This is a genomic window from Sandaracinaceae bacterium (assembly GCA_016706685.1).
Taxonomy (GTDB): domain Bacteria; phylum Myxococcota_A; class Polyangia; order Polyangiales; family Houyiibacteriaceae; genus JADJJE01.
Genome location: JADJJE010000056.1, coordinates 43727 through 61095, shown reverse-complemented (window position 1 = coordinate 61095; position 17369 = coordinate 43727). Strand labels below are relative to the sequence as shown.

At 70.7% G+C, this 17369-nt stretch carries 20 protein-coding genes; 4 read left to right on the top strand and 16 right to left on the bottom strand.

What is annotated here, in order from left to right; translation table 11 throughout:
• Window positions 1–99: 99 nt before the first annotated feature.
• The 5 genes from IPI43_32900 to IPI43_32880 are packed head-to-tail and all read right to left on the bottom strand — an operon-like array spanning window position 100 to window position 4842.
• Window positions 100–588, bottom strand: a complete 489-nt coding sequence (locus IPI43_32900; GenBank protein ID MBK7778860.1) for an acyl-CoA thioesterase — start codon at window positions 586–588, stop codon at window positions 100–102.
• 4 nt (window positions 589–592) lie between these two features.
• On the bottom strand, window positions 593–1420 hold the full coding sequence (locus IPI43_32895) for a hypothetical protein (GenBank protein MBK7778859.1): 828 nt from the start codon (window positions 1418–1420) through the stop codon (window positions 593–595).
• Between the two features lie 8 nt (window positions 1421–1428).
• On the bottom strand, window positions 1429–2262 hold the full coding sequence (locus IPI43_32890) for a 1-acyl-sn-glycerol-3-phosphate acyltransferase (protein ID MBK7778858.1): 834 nt from the start codon (window positions 2260–2262) through the stop codon (window positions 1429–1431).
• 27 nt (window positions 2263–2289) lie between these two features.
• On the bottom strand, window positions 2290–3633 hold the full coding sequence (locus tag IPI43_32885; protein MBK7778857.1) for an FAD-dependent oxidoreductase: 1344 nt from the start codon (window positions 3631–3633) through the stop codon (window positions 2290–2292).
• 3 nt (window positions 3634–3636) lie between these two features.
• The gene (locus IPI43_32880; protein MBK7778856.1) at window positions 3637–4842 is read right to left on the bottom strand and encodes a DUF2236 domain-containing protein; all 1206 of its coding nucleotides are present in this window, start codon (window positions 4840–4842) and stop codon (window positions 3637–3639) included.
• A gap of 73 nt (window positions 4843–4915) precedes the next feature.
• On the opposite strand from IPI43_32880, the gene IPI43_32875 reads away from it, so the two are divergent.
• Entirely contained in the window at window positions 4916–5485 is a 570-nt protein-coding gene (locus tag IPI43_32875) for a YqgE/AlgH family protein (protein ID MBK7778855.1), read from the top strand.
• A 419-nt stretch (window positions 5486–5904) separates the two neighbouring features.
• On the opposite strand, the gene IPI43_32870 is transcribed toward IPI43_32875, so the two are convergent.
• The 7 genes from IPI43_32870 to IPI43_32840 all read right to left on the bottom strand — a co-directional run bounded on the left by IPI43_32870 (window position 5905) and on the right by IPI43_32840 (window position 10070).
• Window positions 5905–6366 carry a 50S ribosomal protein L9 gene (locus IPI43_32870; GenBank protein ID MBK7778854.1) on the bottom strand — a complete coding sequence of 154 codons (462 nt, stop codon included), beginning with the start codon at window positions 6364–6366 and terminating at the stop codon, window positions 5905–5907.
• A gap of 7 nt (window positions 6367–6373) precedes the next feature.
• Window positions 6374–6634 (bottom strand): 30S ribosomal protein S18, encoded by a 261-nt coding sequence (locus IPI43_32865; GenBank protein ID MBK7778853.1) that lies wholly within the window; start codon window positions 6632–6634, stop codon window positions 6374–6376.
• Window positions 6635–6767: 133 nt separating this feature from the next.
• Window positions 6768–7301: a 30S ribosomal protein S6 gene (gene rpsF / locus IPI43_32860; protein ID MBK7778852.1), complete on the bottom strand. Its 534-nt coding sequence runs from the start codon at window positions 7299–7301 to the stop codon at window positions 6768–6770.
• Window positions 7302–7386: 85 nt separating this feature from the next.
• Window positions 7387–7953 carry a helix-turn-helix domain-containing protein gene (locus IPI43_32855; protein ID MBK7778851.1) on the bottom strand — a complete coding sequence of 189 codons (567 nt, stop codon included), beginning with the start codon at window positions 7951–7953 and terminating at the stop codon, window positions 7387–7389.
• A 68-nt stretch (window positions 7954–8021) separates the two neighbouring features.
• A complete protein-coding gene (locus IPI43_32850) occupies window positions 8022–8816 on the bottom strand; it encodes a metallophosphoesterase (protein MBK7778850.1) in 795 nt (264 codons plus the stop codon).
• A gap of 14 nt (window positions 8817–8830) precedes the next feature.
• Window positions 8831–9316 carry a hypothetical protein gene (locus tag IPI43_32845; protein MBK7778849.1) on the bottom strand — a complete coding sequence of 162 codons (486 nt, stop codon included), beginning with the start codon at window positions 9314–9316 and terminating at the stop codon, window positions 8831–8833.
• A 13-nt stretch (window positions 9317–9329) separates the two neighbouring features.
• Window positions 9330–10070 (bottom strand): hypothetical protein, encoded by a 741-nt coding sequence (locus IPI43_32840; GenBank protein MBK7778848.1) that lies wholly within the window; start codon window positions 10068–10070, stop codon window positions 9330–9332.
• A 94-nt stretch (window positions 10071–10164) separates the two neighbouring features.
• On the opposite strand from IPI43_32840, the gene IPI43_32835 reads away from it, so the two are divergent.
• Genes IPI43_32835 through IPI43_32825 form a run of 3 tightly spaced genes read left to right on the top strand, consistent with a single transcriptional unit; the run spans window position 10165 to window position 12123 of the window.
• Window positions 10165–10677 (top strand): hypothetical protein, encoded by a 513-nt coding sequence (locus IPI43_32835; GenBank protein MBK7778847.1) that lies wholly within the window; start codon window positions 10165–10167, stop codon window positions 10675–10677.
• A gap of 11 nt (window positions 10678–10688) precedes the next feature.
• Window positions 10689–11705: a hypothetical protein gene (locus IPI43_32830; GenBank protein ID MBK7778846.1), complete on the top strand. Its 1017-nt coding sequence runs from the start codon at window positions 10689–10691 to the stop codon at window positions 11703–11705.
• A 31-nt stretch (window positions 11706–11736) separates the two neighbouring features.
• The gene (locus tag IPI43_32825; protein ID MBK7778845.1) at window positions 11737–12123 is read left to right on the top strand and encodes a hypothetical protein; all 387 of its coding nucleotides are present in this window, start codon (window positions 11737–11739) and stop codon (window positions 12121–12123) included.
• Window positions 12124–12127: 4 nt separating this feature from the next.
• Here IPI43_32825 and IPI43_32820 read toward each other — a convergent pair whose 3' ends face one another.
• The 4 genes from IPI43_32820 to IPI43_32805 are packed head-to-tail and all read right to left on the bottom strand — an operon-like array spanning window position 12128 to window position 17284.
• The gene (locus tag IPI43_32820; protein ID MBK7778844.1) at window positions 12128–12919 is read right to left on the bottom strand and encodes a tyrosine-protein phosphatase; all 792 of its coding nucleotides are present in this window, start codon (window positions 12917–12919) and stop codon (window positions 12128–12130) included.
• Window positions 12920–12928: 9 nt separating this feature from the next.
• A complete protein-coding gene (locus IPI43_32815; protein ID MBK7778843.1) occupies window positions 12929–14296 on the bottom strand; it encodes a phosphotransferase in 1368 nt (455 codons plus the stop codon).
• Complete coding sequence (locus tag IPI43_32810) at window positions 14241–15737, bottom strand: NAD-dependent epimerase/dehydratase family protein (protein MBK7778842.1); 1497 nt, start codon at window positions 15735–15737, stop codon at window positions 14241–14243. The genes IPI43_32815 and IPI43_32810 overlap by 56 nt, the downstream gene beginning before the upstream one ends.
• Window positions 15734–17284, bottom strand: a complete 1551-nt coding sequence (locus IPI43_32805; protein MBK7778841.1) for a cellulase family glycosylhydrolase — start codon at window positions 17282–17284, stop codon at window positions 15734–15736. Before IPI43_32805 ends, IPI43_32810 begins: the two co-directional genes overlap by 4 nt.
• Window positions 17285–17369: the final 85 nt, after the last annotated feature.

Here is a 17369-nt window from a genome sequence, read left to right as displayed (position 1 = left end):
CAGGGAGTCGAAGGTGCGTGCGTCACCCCCGACGCAGGCACACCACCGACATGTGTGTCCCAGAATTATGACTGCTGACGGCCAGCTCGCAACATTCCGTTACGATTGAGCCCGCGCCGCCAGCCGCTGCTCACGCCGCGCGCGCGCCGCTTCCTCGAGCGCGCGCTCCTCGTCGGTGGTGAGCAGCAGGCGCGGGACCGCCTTGGTGCGGCCGTCCACCACGTTCACGAAGGTGAGGAACGACTCCACGCACACGGTGCGCGCCTGGGTGCGGCGGTCCTCGCGCTCCACGCGCACGCCCACTTCCATGGAAGACCCGAAGGCTGCGTTCACGCGTGCCGTGAGTCGCACCACGTCACCCAGCCGGATCGGCGCGTGGAACTCCATGGCGTCGATGCGCGCCGTCACGGCCACCTCACCGCAGTGGCGCTGCGCGGAGATGGCGGCGCAGATGTCCACCCAGCTCATGATGACGCCCCCGAACGCGGTGCCCACCACGTTGGTGTGCTGTGGCAGCACCATCTCGGTCATCTCGGTGAAGGAGTCGCTCGGCGGTCGGCTAGCGGGCAGCACGTACGGGTCACTCATGCGCTCAGGAGAGCACACCGGCGAAGGTCAGCCCAGCCAACGCCACCAGCACTGCCGCCAGCCCCACGAACCCCCGCGACGCGCGCTGCATGGCGCGGTGGGCCCCCAGCTGCGCGCGCTGGTAGTCCGCCAGCGAGCCGCTGGTGAGCTCCAGCTGAAAGCGTGGCGACGAGCCCAGCGTGGTCACGCGCGCGACCGGGTCGCGGCTCACCTCGCCGATCACCAGCGCCTCGTCGCCGGGCCGCAGCTGCTCGTAGCGCAGGCGCAGCATGCCCGCGTCGAGCGCCCCCGGCAGCTCCACGCCCAGCGCCTCCACGTAGCGCCGCTCACTGTCCAGCCAGCCGGCGGCCTGCCATGCGTCCGCGCTCCACTCGCCGTCGCGCCACTCGGCCTCGCGCGTGACCACGCCATCGCGCGGGTGCAGCAGTGCGCCCTCCAGCTGGAGCCGCACGCGCGCGTCGGTCTCTGTCGCGGGCGCCCGGAAGTCCGTGCCCGGTGCCACCCCTCGGAGGTCCGTTTCGGCCAGTTGGCGCTCCTGGTGCACGGTCTCGAGCGGCTGGGGCGTGCCCCGCACGCTGCCCTCGCGCGTGAGCAGCGCGTCGAAGAAGAGGCACGGCGTTCCGTCGATGGGCGACGACAGCGGCTCGCTCCCGGTCGCTGCGGCCAGGGTGCCGCGCATGGCGTTCACCTCGCCGGGCACCAGCTGGGGCACCGCGCGCTCCTCGAGGCCCAGCATGCGCTCGGTGCGGATGCGCGCGTCGCCCCGCTGCATGTGGCCAAGGATCCACGCGAAGAAGAGCGCCATGAGCGCTCCGAAGAGCCATAGGGACACCGTCACACTCATGTTGCGCCTCGTTGGTCGTTGTGCAGCGCACGGGCATGCAAGACCAAGGCCTGCACCTCACGCTCCGCGCGCGCGGCCAGGTCTGCGCTCTTGCCCTCGGCCGGGAACGGCTCGCCCACGCACAGCACCACGCGGGTGCGCGGCCGCGCCGCCACGCGCTCGAGGTGCTCGAGGAACGGCGTGTGGAAGTACTCCACGCCCGCGTTCGCGTCGTAGGCCAGACCCACCGGCACGATGTCCACCGCCAGCCCGCGCGCGGCGGCGAAGGCGCCCGGCGAGAACGCGCGCACGTCGTCTCCGATGTACGTGGTGCCCTCGGGGTACACGCTGACCGTGTTCCCGGCCTCGAGCGCGCGCCGGATGGCCCGGATGGCGCGCGCCCCGCTGTGCCCGCTCTCGCGGTCCACGAAGATGGTGTGCCCTTCGCGCGCCAGGCGCCCGATGATGGGCCAGCTGGACAGGTCCCCGCGCGACAGCATCAACCCGCCGAACTGCGCCATCATCACCCCGATGTCGAAGGCGGTGCGGTGGTTGGCCACCACCAAGCGCGCGCGGGTGGCCGGTGGCATGTGGTTCTCGCCCTCCATCACCACGCCGAAGACGCGCAGCAGTTGCCGGCTGACGCGTGCCTTCGTGCGCACCCGCACGGCCTCCCGCTTCGCTTCGTTGGGGCCCGTCAGCGCGAGCTCCACCCGCAGCCGGCCCAGGCTCCATGCCAGCAGCGCGGCGAAGAGCAGCAGGCGGCGCTTCACGCGCAGCGTGGCCCAGAGTCCGCGGGGCGCAGAGCCGGCACTCGCTGTCGTGTCGGAGCTCTCCGAGGTGACCACCATGCGGGCAGGATAGGCCCTCGCGGGCGCTCAGCCCAGCACCGCGTCCACCGCCTGCGCGGCGCTCTGGCACGCGCCCTCCATGGTGGTGGTCCAGTCGGTGCGGGTCCAGTCGCCGGCGATGGCCAGGCCACGCACCTGGGTGCGCTGCGGCGGACGCACCCCGGCTGTTCCAGGGCGCTGGGCGAACGTGGACGACGGCATGCGCACGATGTGGCTGTGCACCACCTGCGCGTCGCGCGCGTCTGGGTAGTAGCGCCGCAGCATGTCCAGCTGCGCCGCCAGGATCTCGGCGTTGCTCTGCTTCACGAGCGTGTACGCCGCCGACACCGTGGTGGAGTAGAACCAGGTCTTCGCGGGGTCGCGCCCGTGCATGCGCTGGCGGTCCCACACTTGTTCCAGCACGCCCTCGCCGCCGTACAGGATCTCCCCCCAGTCCATCATCCCGATGGAGCGGTCCACGTACAGGTTGACGCTCACGATGGGCACCGGCGTGAGGTGGTCGCACGCCCGGTAGATGACCTCGTGCCCCGGCACCTGGTCCAGCATGCCGCGCACCTTCCACACGGGCACCGCGCAAATGACGATGTCGGCGGTCAACTCCTCGCCGTCCACCAGCGTCACGCCCTGCAGCTGCCCGTCTTCCACGTTCACGCAGCGCACGGCCGCGCTGGTGCGCACCGTCACCCCGCGCTCGGCGAACACCTTCTCCGTGCTGCGGATGAACAGCGTGTCGAGGTCCACCGTAGGGTAGCCAATGGACACCGGCGTGCGCGTGGCGATGGCGCGCCGCACCCCCGTGGCCAGCAAGTCCGCCGGCACCTTGGCCGAGCTGATGTCGGGCTTGTCCCCGGTCAGGCCGATGACGATGCCGTCCCACTGTGCCTTGCGCGCACTCTCCGGCATGCCGATGCGCCTGAACCACTCATCGGCGGTGATGTTGTCGAGGTCGGCGGGCTGGTTCAGCGACTGCCGAATCAAGCGCGCCTGCGCCACGGCCGTGCGCACGCGGTCGAGCCCCGTGACGCCAGGAAGATCACCCAGCGCAGGCCGCAGCGCGGCGAGGCCCTTCACCGAGTTCTGGTGTGTGGCGCCGCCCGGCATGCGGAACGTCATGGTCCCCGGGAAGCACACGTGCTGGCGCGTCCCCACGCTCTCGAGGAAGCGAAAGAGGTGCTGATAGCCGCTGGCGAACACGTGCTGCCCGTTGTCCGGCACGTCGTGCACCTCGGGCTGCGGGATGGCGATGGTGCGCCCGCCCAGTGCGCCGCGCCGCTCCAGCAAGGTGACCGAGTGGCCAGCCTCGGCCAGCCACACCGCCGAGGCGAGCCCCGAGAGGCCTCCTCCCACCACCAGGCACGTCTTGCGGGTCATCGCTCAGGCCGCCGCGCTCGCACGCTTGGCCTCGAAGCCCGGCTCCTTGCCCGCCAGCATGCCCTCCACGTTGGCGCGGAACAGGTAGCGACCCAGCTGCGTGACCGCCTGGTTCATCCCTGGGGTCACCCGCCGCAGCACCTCGAGCGGTCTGATCACGGCGCGCGTCAGGTGGATGACGTGCCGCCACTCGGGGTTCGGCACCTTCAGCGAGGACGCGATCTCGTCGCCGTTGAACGCGTAGGTCAGCCCGTCGTGATAGCGCATCACCAGCTCCGCCAGACGATCCTCCCACGCGTTGCGCGAGCGCGACGCCGGCACACGCCGCAGGGCAGCCGCCAGCGCCAGCGAGTCCGCGTCGGGGCCCGGCTGGATGCTGTAGATCAGGTTCGTGAAGTTCTCGGTGCGCTCGAGCGAGCTGAGCTCCGCCAGCAGGTCCGGGTGCACGCCGCTCAGGTACCCCGAGTAGCGCCACAGGTGCATGATGGCGCGCTGGTCGCGCTTGCTCAGCAGGAAGCCCATGGCGTCCGCGCCGCGCAGCACCAGCGCCGAGAATTCCAGCGTGGTGCCCGCCATGTCGGCCTGGTTGATGGGCAACCCCCAGGCGGCGGTGTTCCAGTCGCCACTCGCCAGGATCATGCGCCGCACCGTGGCGTGCATCACGCGCACGTGCGCGGCGATACGGAAGCCCTCGTGGTAGCGCCGCAGCCCGTCCTCTTCCACGGTCTCGATCACGAAGCGGCCCGTCTCGGCCAGCCGCCGCGGGGCCATCTTGTCCAGCTGGCGCGTCCACATCAGCGGCTTCACCGCTGGCGCCGAGTGGTAGCCGTTCATCAGCGACCACGCGCTGAGGATGAACATGGCCGCGGGCCCCAGGCGCTGGTACACGCGGGCGCCCTCGTTGAGCAGCGCGAAGTCCACCCACGCGGGCACCGTCTCCACGGCCTCGATGAACGCGCGCAGCTCGGGGGCGGGGTCGCTCACGCTGGGCAGGCCCTTGCGCAGAGCCGAGTCCACCTGTGCCCGCGTCACGCGACGCTCGGCGATCGCGTCGGCCAGGGCGTCGGCCACGGGATCGGCTTCCAGGTAGAAGCGCGCATAGCGGTCGGCCAGGGGTCCATACGTGCGGCGTGCCTGCTCGCGGTTGACGTAGCGCTCGACGAACTCGCCCTCACTCGGGACTGTCAGATGGACGGGAGACTGGCGCATACCAATTCACCTACCGGTGAATTGTGAAAATGGCAAGTGCCGGGTGTCTTCGGGGGTTGCTATGGTTCTGGACGTGAACACCGGTATCGCCCCCGGGCTCTTGGTCGCCGCTCCCTCGCTGAGCTGCCCCTTCTTTCACCACAGCGTGGTGTTGGTCGTGGACCATGACGCGGGCGGCAGCTTCGGCTTCGTCATCAACAAGCTGGCCGGGGTGGCGCTCGACACCCTCATCGACCAGATGGACATCCCGCGCACGGTGACCACCTCGCTGCCGGTGCTCATGGGGGGCCCGGTGTCCCCGCAGTCGGGCTGGATCGTCTACGACCGCGAGGACACGCTGGCCGCCGAGGGCGACGAGGACCGCGCCCTGGTCATCGGTGAGCGCCTGGCGTTCACGGCATCCCTGGGCGTGCTGGAGCAAATGGCCCACGGTGACGGTCCCGGCCGCGGCGTCATGCTGCTGGGCTACTCGGGCTGGTCCGCCGGGCAGCTCGAGCGCGAGATGCAGCAGGGCTCGTGGATCCCGGCCGACTTGGACCTCGACCTGATCTTCTCCACCCCCGTGGACGAGCGCTGGACGGCAGCGCTGGCGGCCTTGGGCATCGACCCGGGCCGCATGACCGCGCAGGTGTCGAGCGCCTGAGGTTGCCCCGGGGAACTGAGTTTCAAGCCTCTTTTGGGCACCCCCGGCTGGAAGCCGGGGGCAGCAAACCAGGTGGCTGATGAGCATAAAGTCCCCCGCCTTTCGGCGGCGGACTACGTGGCTACCAGCAGGGTTTGCCCTACTGAGGGTACTCAGACACTGCGCCCGGCCACCCTTGGTAGAACACACCCTGTTGTCGAACAGGCAGTCCGCCCAAGGGCGGACTTTCAGCAGGTCCAGGCCTGGTCTGCTGCCCCCGGCTTCCAGCCGGGGGTGCCCATAGAACCTTGCCGCAAGGCGAGACGGTCCCCTAGCAAGATGTGTTGAACCCTCAGGCTGAAGCCGTGGGTGCCCATTTCCAAAACAAAAGAGCGAGCCCGTTTCCAGGCTCGCTCTCTCATCTCGTCAGAGACGTTCGCTCAGGAGCGCGTCTTGACCTCGAGCTTCACCTGGGCGCGCACGCCGTAGGCGAACTTGATCTCGACCATGTAGGACCCGACGTCCTTGATGGCCTCGTCCGGCATGACCAGCTTGCGCTTGTCGATGCGGATCTCCTTGCGCTCGAGCGCCTCGGCGACGTCCTGCGCCGTGACGGACCCGAACAGCTTGCCGTCGGGGCTGGCTTCCTTGGCCACCATGATGACGACGCCCTTGAGGCTCTCCGCCATCTTCTCCTGCTCTTCGCGGAGCTTCTGGGCCTTCTTCTCGGCCATGGCGCGCTCGTGCTCGGCCTGCTTCATCGTGGCGCGGGTCGCCATGACGGCGAGCCCACGCGGGATGAGGAAGTTGCGCGCGTAGCCGCGACGCACCTTGACGATCTGACCGAAGCTTCCGAGGTGCTCGACCTCGCTCTTCAACACAACCTGTACGTTCGATGCCATCAGAGCCTCACTTCGAGTCGGTGTAGGGCAGGAGGGCGATATTGCGGGCGCGCTTCACCGCGAGGGTGAGGGCGCGCTGCTGCTTCGCGGAGAGACCGCTCACTCGGCGGGGGGTGATCTTGCCGCGGTCGCTGATGAAGTACTTCAGCTGCTGCGGGTCCTTGTAGTCGAAGCTCTGGGCTTCTTCGCCGGAGAAGGCGGGCGAGCGCTTGCTGCGGCCGCCGGGGCCGCCGGGGCCGTTCAGACCGCCGCCCATGCCGCCACCCATGTTGCGGTCGCCGCGGTCGCCACGGTCGTTGCCGCCACCACCACCACCACCGCCGCCGCCGCTGCGACGCCGACGCGCTCCGAGGGCATCAGACGAGCCGCCGTCGATCTGGTTGTCGTCGTTGTCGTTCATCTCAGGCCTCCTCATCTTCGTTGTCGTCGGTGCTCGCGGCGTCCTCGGGCTCGTCCGCGTCGTCCTCGGGGACGTCCATCTCACGGTCGTCGCGACGGGCGCGTTCCTCGAGGCCCAGGCGCTGCGCGAACGTCAGCTCGGGCTCGTCCTCGCTCTGCTGGATGGTCTCGAACTCCACCTCGGCGGCGTCCACGGTCACCGAGGCCGGGTCGATCTTGTCGGCCAGCACGATGGTCTGGAAGCGCATGACGGCGTCGAGCAGGCGCAGGTTGCGCTCCAGCTCGGCCACGATGTCGCCGAAGCCCACGTAGCGCAGGTATACGTAGATACCGCGGGTGTGCTTCTGGATGGGGTACGCCATGCGGCGCTTGCCCCAGGTGTCCACCTTGGTCAGGGTCGCGTTGAGGCGGCCCATGACTTCGCGAACGCGCGTGGCGACCTTCTCGGCCTCGGCGCTGTCCACGTTGGGACGGAGGATGTAAATCGTCTCGTATTCGCGGGCCCACCGTGTGGGTGCCGCTGCTGCACTGGTCATGTTTCCTCCTGGGCAATCGGCCCCGGCCCTGTGCCGGAGCGAGGAAAGGAGGCGCTCTATAGCGGAGAACGGCGGCGGGCGCCAGCTACGAAGTGATCCGCCGCGTGCCCAGCAGCGCCGTCAGCGTGAGACGCAGGGAGCCTGCCTCGAGGGAGGGCAGGTGCGCCGAGGCACCCAGATCGAGGCCGTTGCTCTCGGGTGGGCCGATCGTGACCAGGCGGGTGTGCTCCGTCCCGGCGTGGGCCCGTAGCACGCGCACCAGCAAGGGCGGGGGACACGGAGGCGTCTGTATCGAGAGCAGCACGGCCGCATCGGGTGGGGCAGCCCCCATGGCGAGCAGGAACCCACAGGGCTCGCTATAGAGGGACAGGGTGAAGTCCTCGGCGAGGGTGGGCTGCAGCGCCGCGAGCTGTGTCGCCGGCCCCAAGAGGGCCACGCTCGGGGGCCCACTGTGCAGCCAGGCGGGCACCGGATAGCCGTAATGACGAAGGAAATCGAGTACATCGGCACGCCGAAAGCGCAGGTGCCGGCCAGGCGTGCGGAAGTGCGGGAGCTCACCACGGCTGGTCCAGTTATGGATGGTCTTGATGTCCACGCGGCAACAACGAGCAACGTCCGCCGCCGTCAGCAGGTCCCGTGAGGTGGTTGCCATTCGGGATGGATTATACCGCAAACGGGGCTATGCGCTTCCCCGCAATGGCCTCCTTTCCTTGCAGTCACTCAGAGGAGCGCGATGCGGCCCGCCACGTCGGGGTGCCCGTAGCGGGCGCCGCCTGTGTAGACCACCAGGTTGGGTCGCAGCTCGGCCACTCCCGGCGAGTGCGTGTGGCCGCAGTAGACCTCGAGCTGCTTGCCGGGGTGCGCCTCGGCTGCACGCAGCAGCACCTGCCCCACGGCGTCGCACGTGAAGAACGGCAGCCAGTCATCGTTGGACAGCGCGCCCTCGTGCCAGCAGGCCTCGGCAAAAGGCGGGATGTGCGTGGCTACGATCACGCGCGTGTGCTCGCGCAGCGCCTCGTGCAGTGTGGTGGCCAGCGTTGCCGCGCTCTCGTCCCCCAGCTCGCGCAGCAACGCGTTGCGCGCGGGCGTGGGCTTCCACGCCAGCTCCTCGATCAAGCGGAAGTCGTTCAACAGGATGGGTGTGGTGTCCGGCGCGCCGAGGCGTGCATCGCCCCAGCCGTCGACACCCACCAGGGCCACGCCGGGCCGCAGCGGCACCACTCCGGCGACGTGCAGCCAAGTCAGCTGCGGCACTTGCTGGCAGACCGCGCGCGCCAGGTCACGGCCGCTCACCACCGAGCCGTGATAGTAGTCGTGGTTCCCCAGCACGAAGAACACGGGCACCCCTGCGGTCTCTGCCACCTCCACGAGGTGCCTGCCCAGGGCGCGCTGGTCCGAGATGTCTCCGGTCAGCAGCACGGCCTCGCAGCCGGTGGCGGCAAGGCGCTCGGCGAAGGCCCGGCGCTCGGGGGCCTCCAGGAAGTCGAGGTGAACGTCGGTGGCCCAGGCGAGCATGCCCCGAGTGTGCGCTACTCGCCGCGCGGGTGGCACGAGAAGCACGAGAAGCCCGTCTGGGTCTCGGGGTCGTACGCGTCCGCGCCCAAGATGGACTGCATCTCGGGGAGCAAGTGGTTGTGCATGAAGCGCACCATCTCGGGGTGCTCTTGCACCATGGCGGCTTGCTGTGGCGTCCCTGTGGGGAACAGGGGGTACAGGTCTGGGTTGGGCATGGCGTACTCGTGACGCGCGGCGCTCGCTTCGCCGTGGCACGTGCCGCAGCTCACGCTGCTGTAGCGCTCGGCGTCGAAGCCCTGGAAGAGCCGGCGGGCGGCGGGCATGACCTCGGTGCTCATCACCGCCATGCGCGCGTCGTGATCCAGCTCGGACCAGCGTCGCGCGGTGGCCTCGACCTCGGCGGTGTCGCTGCCGTCCCGCGCGGGCGCTGCGCAGCCGGTCAGGCAGGTGGATGCGAGAAACAGCCAAGGCAGCGCGCGCGGCGCACGAGAGGTGGGCATGGGGAGGCGAGCTTCAGCGAGGAGAGGGTGGTGGCGCAGGGGCCAGCGTCAGCGAGCCCGTGTACGTCACGTACGTGGGCAGGCCGCGGATGTTAGCCGCTTCGTTCCGCAGGCACACCAGCGCATCCGAGAAGCCGGCCTCGGCCACTCCGTCCACGTACACCACGTTGAGGTTGCCGTTGGGGAGGAGCTGGTAGTCCACCCGCGGCGAGAGCGAGCGGTCCGGGATGCAGCCGGTGAGGGCCTCGGTGTGACGCTGCACGGCGCGGGCGATGGCGCGCGCCTGGGAGGCGTTGGCGGCCACGGGCAGGCGATAGCGGTGCGTCACGCGCGCCCCCCGCCGGGGGCCGGGTGGGGCAGGGAGCTGGGCGCCGAGCGCGCTCTCGAGGTATCCGATGAAGCAGCGCTCGAGCGGCGTGCTGCCACGCGCGCCGGGCGCGGTGAGCCGCCGCGTCGGGTCGAGGGTCGCGGACCACTGGCCATCCGGAAACACCACCACGGTGAGGCGCACGCTCGCGGCGCGCGTCTCGGTCTGGCTCGCGCACTCGTGCGCCTTCCACTCGAGCTCGTCCACCTGAACGTGCACCTGGCGCGCGTAGGACGGCGGGGGCTCACGGGGCCGTCTGGCCGCTGCCACCGCCTCTCCGTAGGCGCTGGCGTGGGCTGCCGGTAGCAGCACGGCCAGCCCCAGCAGGGCGAGGCCCACCGAGCACACGAGGCGCCGGCTGTCGTGGGTGAGTGCCGTGTGGGCCATCCGCTGGTTGTACGCGCGAGAGGCGAGAATGATCGACAGGATCTTTTTCGCCTCGGGGGGAGGCTGCTGGCCAGTCGCTCGGTATCCTGTGGGGATGAGTGACGTCTTCACGCGACGCGGCTTCGTGCGCGCGACGGGGGTTGGGCTCGCGGCCCTGTGGCTGCCTTCGCTCGCGGGGGCGGACGAGGTGCTGGTGCTCACCCCGCGCTGGGAGGTGGCGCTGCCGGCGCTGCACGTCACCCTCCACCTGCGCGGTCCCGTGGGTGTTGGCGTGGAGCTGCCGGCCACCGCCCTGCGTGTCTTCGCGCTCATCGACATGGGCCCCGAGGGGCAGCAAGACGTCGAGCTGCAGTCCGAGGGGCTCGCGTTCCAGCGTCGCTCGCGGGCTGGGTTTCGCTTGGGCCGGCGCGTCGTGATCCCCGCCGGCGGAGAGCTGGCCTACGACACGTTCACGGGTGAGTGGCCGGCCTATGCGATGGGGCACGTGCCGCTCACGCTCCGCACGCAGCTGAGGGACCAAGCAGGCACGGGACCCGAGGCTGACCGGGCGGCGCTCGCGGCGCTGGCCGGGCTGACGGGACAGCTGACGCTGAACGTTCGACGGTGAGCGTCAGCGGCTTGCTCCCCGCCGCAACCACCGACGGCGTGGTCGCCTGGCTGCTGGGCGGCGCCGCGCGCTCGTGGCCCGACGAGCAGGGACGCCCGCTCGGTGAGCAGGCATCTCCCCGCTACGCCACCACGCCACGGCGCGAAGAACTGCGCCCGTTCGGCGATGCGCGCGACGCGAGCGGCCTGCCCTGCAACGTGGCGGCGCTGGCCCAGCTGCATGCCACGTGGCCCATGCTGCTGGCGGCGCTGTCGGCCTTCGACGCGGAGCGGCCCGACACGCTGGCACGCACGCTGCGGCGCATCAGCGCGGGGGTGCGCCTCGCGCCGTTGCTGGCGCTCTGCACACGCGCGCCCGTACCGGTGGCGGTGGCGGCGCTCCACAAGGTGACGCTGGGGTTCAGCGATCTGTGCGCGGCCATGCTGCTCGAGGTGCGCGTAGACGCGGATCAGCCGGCCCCCGGGGACGACACGCTGGATGCGTGGCTGCACGAGCGCCCGTGGCTGATTGGGGCCACGCAGGTGTGCGCGGGCAGCCGGGCGCAGATCACGCGGGTCTGGCAGGCGCTGCGCGCGACGGGCGCCGAGCAGCCGATCACGGCGCTGAGCGCCCCGTGGTTTCGTGAGGCGCTGGACGCGCTGCTGGAGCTCGAAGCGCTGGCGGCGGGCAGCGCCGGGCACACCCGCGGCGCCCTCGCGCACGGGCTGCCGGTTGGTGCCGTTGGGTATGCCCTGTTCACTGCGGGCGAAGTGCCCCAGTGGACCGAGGCGCTCCGACAGGCTCCGGGTGCCGGCCTGGCCCACCCCAGCTTGCTGTTCGCCAGCGACGCCGTGCCGCGCTCGCTGCGGACGTTCGTGGATCGCGTGGGCATGCAGGATGGCGTGGACGCCGACGCGGCGCTGCTGGCTGCCGCCGAGGAGCCTGCCCACCGCCTGGCGCACTGGCTGGGCCTGGATGCCACCTCTCCGCTCACCGCCGCGGCGTTCCTGCACGCGTGCTCGGTCGGGGAAGCGCGTCCGGTCGGTTGACGCGCCGCCCGTCTCGGGTTCGGATGCCGGCATGGCCCTCACGCGCATCGTCTGTGTGCTCTTCGCGCTCTCGTCGTATCCCCTCGCGCTGTGGCTCTTGGTGGCGCCCGATGCGTTCTGGTCTCTCCTGGGCGTGGGCGGAAACCCCTTCGCGCAGGCCATCTACGCCGGAGCCATCGCGGCCGAGGGGGTCATGTTCACGCTCGGTGCGCGGCAGCCCGCGCGCTACGCCGTCTTCTTCGAATACATGCTGGTCTACAAGACCCTGGCGGTGCTCGCCGGCGCCCGCGTGTGGCTCACGCTCGACGACGCGCCGCTCGGTGGCCTCGCCATCCTGGGCGGCTGGGCGGTGGCCGGCGCCGTCTCGGGCCTCGTGGTGCTGCGCACCCGCAGCGCGCACACCACCGCGCGGGGCTGACCGTTCAGGGTCCCGGTGTCAGGAGGGCGCTGCGCAGCGTCTCGCGGAGCGCCGGGTGGATGCCCAGGCGTTCCCCCAGGTAGCCGTCCACGCCCGCGTGCGAGGCCTGCATCTCGTCGAGCGCCGCGCCAAGGAACTCGGCGTCCACCGAGAGCAGCCGCACCAGCGGCGCCACGTTGGGTGTCTCCCAGGGGCGGCGCGTCAGCCACGGCGCCATGCGATGGAGGCGCCGACGGAACGCCACGTTGTGCGCATGCGGCGTGTCGTTCGAGCGCAGGTAGTCGGCCAGCACGGTGCTCCAGCTCACTCCGAGGGCGCTCAGCAGCAGCGCGGCGGCGAGCCCCGTGCGGTCCTTGCCGTGGCTGCAGTGGAACAGCAGCGGGCGCCGTGACGGCGTGGCCAACAAGCGCAGGAACACGCTCAGCTGCGGGTATGCGCCGCGCACCAGCGCGCGGTTGATCTGCGACAGCACGTCGAGCGGCACCTGGTCGAACCGGCCGCCCTTGATGGCGGGCACGAGCGTCTTGGTCAGGTCGCCCGAGTCCATGGGCAAGAGCACCAGCCGAGCGACCGCGGGCGTGTAGCTGGTGCCGTAGCGCTCGCGCTCGTAGGGCGTGCGCAGGTCCACGATGGTGTGCAGGCGCAGGTCATCGAGGGCGGCGCGCGTGCGTGGGTCCAGCCGGGACAGCGCCCCGGCGCGATAGACCAGACCGGAGCGCACCACGTGGCCGTCCTGCGTGGTGAGCCCGCCCAGGTCCCGCAGGTTCAGATCGAGCAGCATGTTCGGCGTGGGCACTTCGCTGCACTAGCCGAGCCCGACGAACGTGTCGAGGTCATGCGCGGCCGCCACCAGTCGCGCGATGTTCGCGTGGGTGATGCGGTCGCCATAGTTCTGCGGCGGCGTGATCAGCCAGCCAATCACCAAGCCCCACGAGATGGCGCGGCGATAGAGCTCGAAGGCCTCGCTCGCAGAGGGGGCCAGGTGCACCTCGTGGGCGAGCAGGTGCTCGCGGTAGTGCGCGAGCAGCGCGTGCTCGTTGGCGCGGCGCGTCTCGGTGTCGAGGCCCGTGGCGATCACGTAGGCCACGTCGTGGGCCCAGCAGCCACGCATCATGAGCTGCCAGTCCAGCAGGCCTCCCGGTCCGCTTGGCAGGAGGTAGGTGTTGCCGATGTGCACGTCGCCGTGCAGGAGGGTCTGCGGCGTCTCCGCCATGCGCGCCTGCACCTGCCACATCGCCGCCCACAGCTCATCCAGGCTGCGGCCGAGCGGAGCGATCAGCGCGGCCTTCTCGGGATACAACGCGAGCTGCGCACGGATCAGCTCGAGCCCGAGGCCCGCGAACACCTGCGCCATGCCTCCCGAGGTGGACGTCGGCACCCAGCGCAGCGGCCCCTCGAGCGCGGGGCTCAGCCAGTGGCTGGCGTGCAGCGCGGCCAGGGTCTCCAGCAGCCCCTTCATGGCGGCCACGCTCAGGGCTTCGGTGGCGTTGGGGAAGTGCGCGCCGCGCGCGGCGAGGTCCTCCATGAGCACGAAGAAGCTGCGCGTCTCGTTGTTTCGCACCGACGCATAGGCCGCCGGTGTCTCGATGGCGAGCGAGGGGCGCACGTCGCGATAGAAGCGCACCTCGTTCGCGTACATGGCGTCGGGCGCTTGCGGGAAGCGCTCCTGGAAGCGCGTGAGGCCGTGGAAGGCGCGGTGCCGCAGGGCCACGCCACCCGGAACGCGAGACAGCGCGTTGCTCGCGGCGGCGAGCCCACGAATGGTCCCCGGCCCCACACGCAGCGCGCCCCCCAGGAAGATGGTCTTCAGCAACATGCGCTCCGGCAGCGCGTCCCCCGGGTTGCTCTCGTAGCGCACGCGCAGGCTCAGGCGGTCTGCCGTGCTCGCCAGCCCATCACCGGCGTGCGACTCGCTCTCGAGCTGCACTTCGGCCACGCGCACGTCGGGGTGCTGCTCGGCCAGCACGCGCTCGAGCCAGGCCGCGTCCAGGCCCAGGGCGGTGCGCGGGAGCGCTACGGGTGGCCGCGGCGCACCGCTTTGGCTGCGCCCCGCCAGCGAGGCGGCCTCGCGCTCGTAGAGGGCGTCCACGAACGGCCGAATGGCCGTGGCCACGCGCTCACCCAGCACGCCCGTGAAGCGCTCGCCGTGTGAGATGCGGGTACCCTGACCCATCCCCCTCGAAGCGCAGGTAGTGCTCACCCTCGAACACGCCGGGGATGCCGCCGCGCCAGCGCAGCTCGCGCTCGGACGTCTCGAGCACCGCGACCGGCACGGGGACGCCGTGGCCACCCGGGGCGCGCAGCCGCAGCGTGCCTCTTCCCATGGGCGCGCTCTCGCCCGGCGCCTGCCGGATGTGTAGCGTCTTCAGGAACACGGACCACTCGTCCCAGCCGGGCTCGTTCAGCTGGTGCCGCAGCGCGTGGGGAGGCAAGGGAGACCAGTGCTCGGCGTGCACGTTCGCGAGCTCCCCGTGGGGACGGTGCAGCGCCGCCACGCGCTGGTGCAGCGGCGTCCGTGGTGCCTCGGCACCCGCGCGGTAGGGTGAGAGGCCACGCAAGAACAGCCGAGCTGGCCCCGCGACCAGCGGCATCAGGGCGCTGCCTCGCGGCGCGCGACGGCGTGCCTCGGCCTCGTAGTCGGCGTGCGTGTGCTGCTGAAAGCCCAGCAGCGCCTGCGCCTCCGAGGTGTCCATGTAGCCCTCGGTGAAGTAGGCGTCTGCCGCAGCCCGCGGGGGGCAGAACACCTCGTAATCCAACGCCGGCAGCCCGCGCTGCTCCAGCTGGCGAGCCATGCTGGGGCCGTGCTGCGTACGGAACGAGGAGTCCCCCGCGATCAGCAGCGTGCGCCCCACGGCCGCTGGCACGCTTGCCGCCCGCGCGAAAGCCAGCCCCGCGTCGCGCGGATCCACCGCATGACGCAGGCCGTCCCACGGGATCTCGAAGAGCATCCGCATGGTGAGCAGCGAGTCGAGCCGGTTGTCGAACGGCACCACGGCGCCGAGCCGCAGCACCACGAACGGCAGGCCGCTCGCCGCCACGATCTTCTCTGCCGCGAGCTTGGAGCGGCCATAGCGGTCGACCGGGTTCGTGGGGCTGTCGGCCCGCAACAGCGCGGGCGCTGGGCGGCCATCCGGCCCCGGGGCACCGGGATGCCGCGGCCCGTACACCGCGTAGGACGACGCCAGGACCACACGGGCGCTCGGGGCGCGCTGGGTGAGTGCCTGAATCAGGTTGCGCGTGCCGTCGCGGTTGACCGCCTCGGTGGGCGTGCCGGGCGCTTCGCTGAGGGGCGGCAGCACAGCCGCCAGGTGGATCACGGCGCTCGGTTTGGTCGCTTGGACCAGCTTCTCCACGGCCTCGCCATCCCGCAGGTCGGCCCACTGCACCTCGAACCGCGGGCCCAGGCGCTGCAGGAGCGCGCGCGCGCGGCGGCGGTTGTCGCGGCTCGGCAGGTCGCTCAGCACCACGCGCGAGCCCGTGGTGTGGAGGGCGTCGAGGACGTGCTCACCCAAGCTCCCGAGGGCGCCCGTGACGAGGATGGGTGGCGTGAGGGATGTTGGTTGGGTCATGGCGGTCGCGGGCGGAGCAACGTGCGGCGTGGGGGTCACGCTCATGGCGTCGGGAGCACGTCCACAGAGTAACTCGCGCCGGAACCCGCACGGACCAGCAGGAGCTGGTGCTCGGCGAGGTAGCGGAAGCGAGCGCCGCGGACGACGATGCTCGGGGCTGTGCCGAAGCGTCGGACGGGGAGGTAGAACTCGCTCACCGCGGTGCCTGCGTTCGTCACCTCGGCGGTGAAGTGCACCGCGGCGCGGTCGAACGAAAAACGCAGGTCCTCGCCCGAGACGGCGCGCGGGAAGGGCCTGTCGAGCGACCCGGCCCAGCTCTGCTCCGAGCCGTCTGGGTGGAACGTGGTGAAGTCCTCGTTGTTCCACTTGGTGGCCGACACGTGGGCGTCCCAGTGCACGGCGTTGAGGTTGAGCTCGTCGTAGATGTCCAGCAGCACGTCCAGGTAGGCTGCCTTGGCCGAGTTGGTGTTCGGCAAGCCCCACTCGCCCACGATGGTGGGCGCCGAGTCCTGGCCGGACCAGGTGATCGACGTGATGGTTCCCCGCCGCAGCCGGTCGTAGTTCGCGTTCGTGATCCCGATGAAGCCGAGCGCGTCGTACGAGTGCGGCGCGAAGACGAAGTGGTCGAGCGCCGGACGGACCAGCGAGTGCACGACGGTGGAGTCACCCGCCGTGGACCCGCCGAAGATGACCGCAGCGCCGGCCTCTTCCTCGATGATGCCGCCAATCTCCTCGTAGAACCCCGGCAGCACGGAGGTCTCCAACGTCTCCCGCGGGCCCGTCCCCACGCCGGGCTCGTTGATCGGCTCGAAGCCGACGATGCCTGGATGGTCACGAAGCTCGCTCGCGACGAAGCGCCACATGGCGCCGAGCTTGGTGCGGATGCCGTCTTCGTTCGTCCAGAGCCGCTCGAACGCCTGATTCACGGAGCTCGACGAGCTGTAGTACTGCATGGGCCACTCGAAGAACTGACAGTCGTACCGCGGCTCGCCGTGCGGGAGGCTGCCCAGCGTCCACAGCGGGAAACCGTCACCGCAGAAGGGTGAGGCGTAGACGTCCTGGTGGAAGTCCACGATGACCCCTATGCCGTGCGCGTGCGCAGCGTCGATCATGGCGACGTACCGGCCCCAGTACTCGAGGTCCCGCACACCCTCGGTGGGCTCGAGCGCCTCCCACGAGAGCATCAAGCGCACCACGTTCGAGCCCAGCCCGGCAACGCCCTCGAAGTAGGCGTCGGCCGCGGCGTCGAACTCCCCCTCCTCGTAGTCGAACGGCGCGAACGGTGGCATCTTCGCGCGTCCGCCCGCGTTGACGCCGCGCAGCAGGACCTTCCGGCCGAGCGCGTCGATCAGCCACGTCCCGGTAGTGGTGAGCCGCCGCGAGGTGAGCTCGGGTCGGGTGAGGGAGAGATCTTCTCCCGTCGCGCCGCCGCAGGAGACGCAGAGCGTGAGCGCGAGCAGCAACCCCCAGCGAGGGGTCTCGCAGGAACCAGCTCGAGAAGTTGGGCTCCGACGCGGGCGTGTCAGCAGCAAGATCGGCAGCACGCCGAAGAGGAAGACCACGCTCGACCACTGCCCGCTCGTCCATCGCATCCTGGGGATCCTTTCAGCGCGCTGCGGCGCCAACCGAGGTCACAAGCTGGCAGGGAACCTCCCGAACTCGCAGCGATGTAATGAA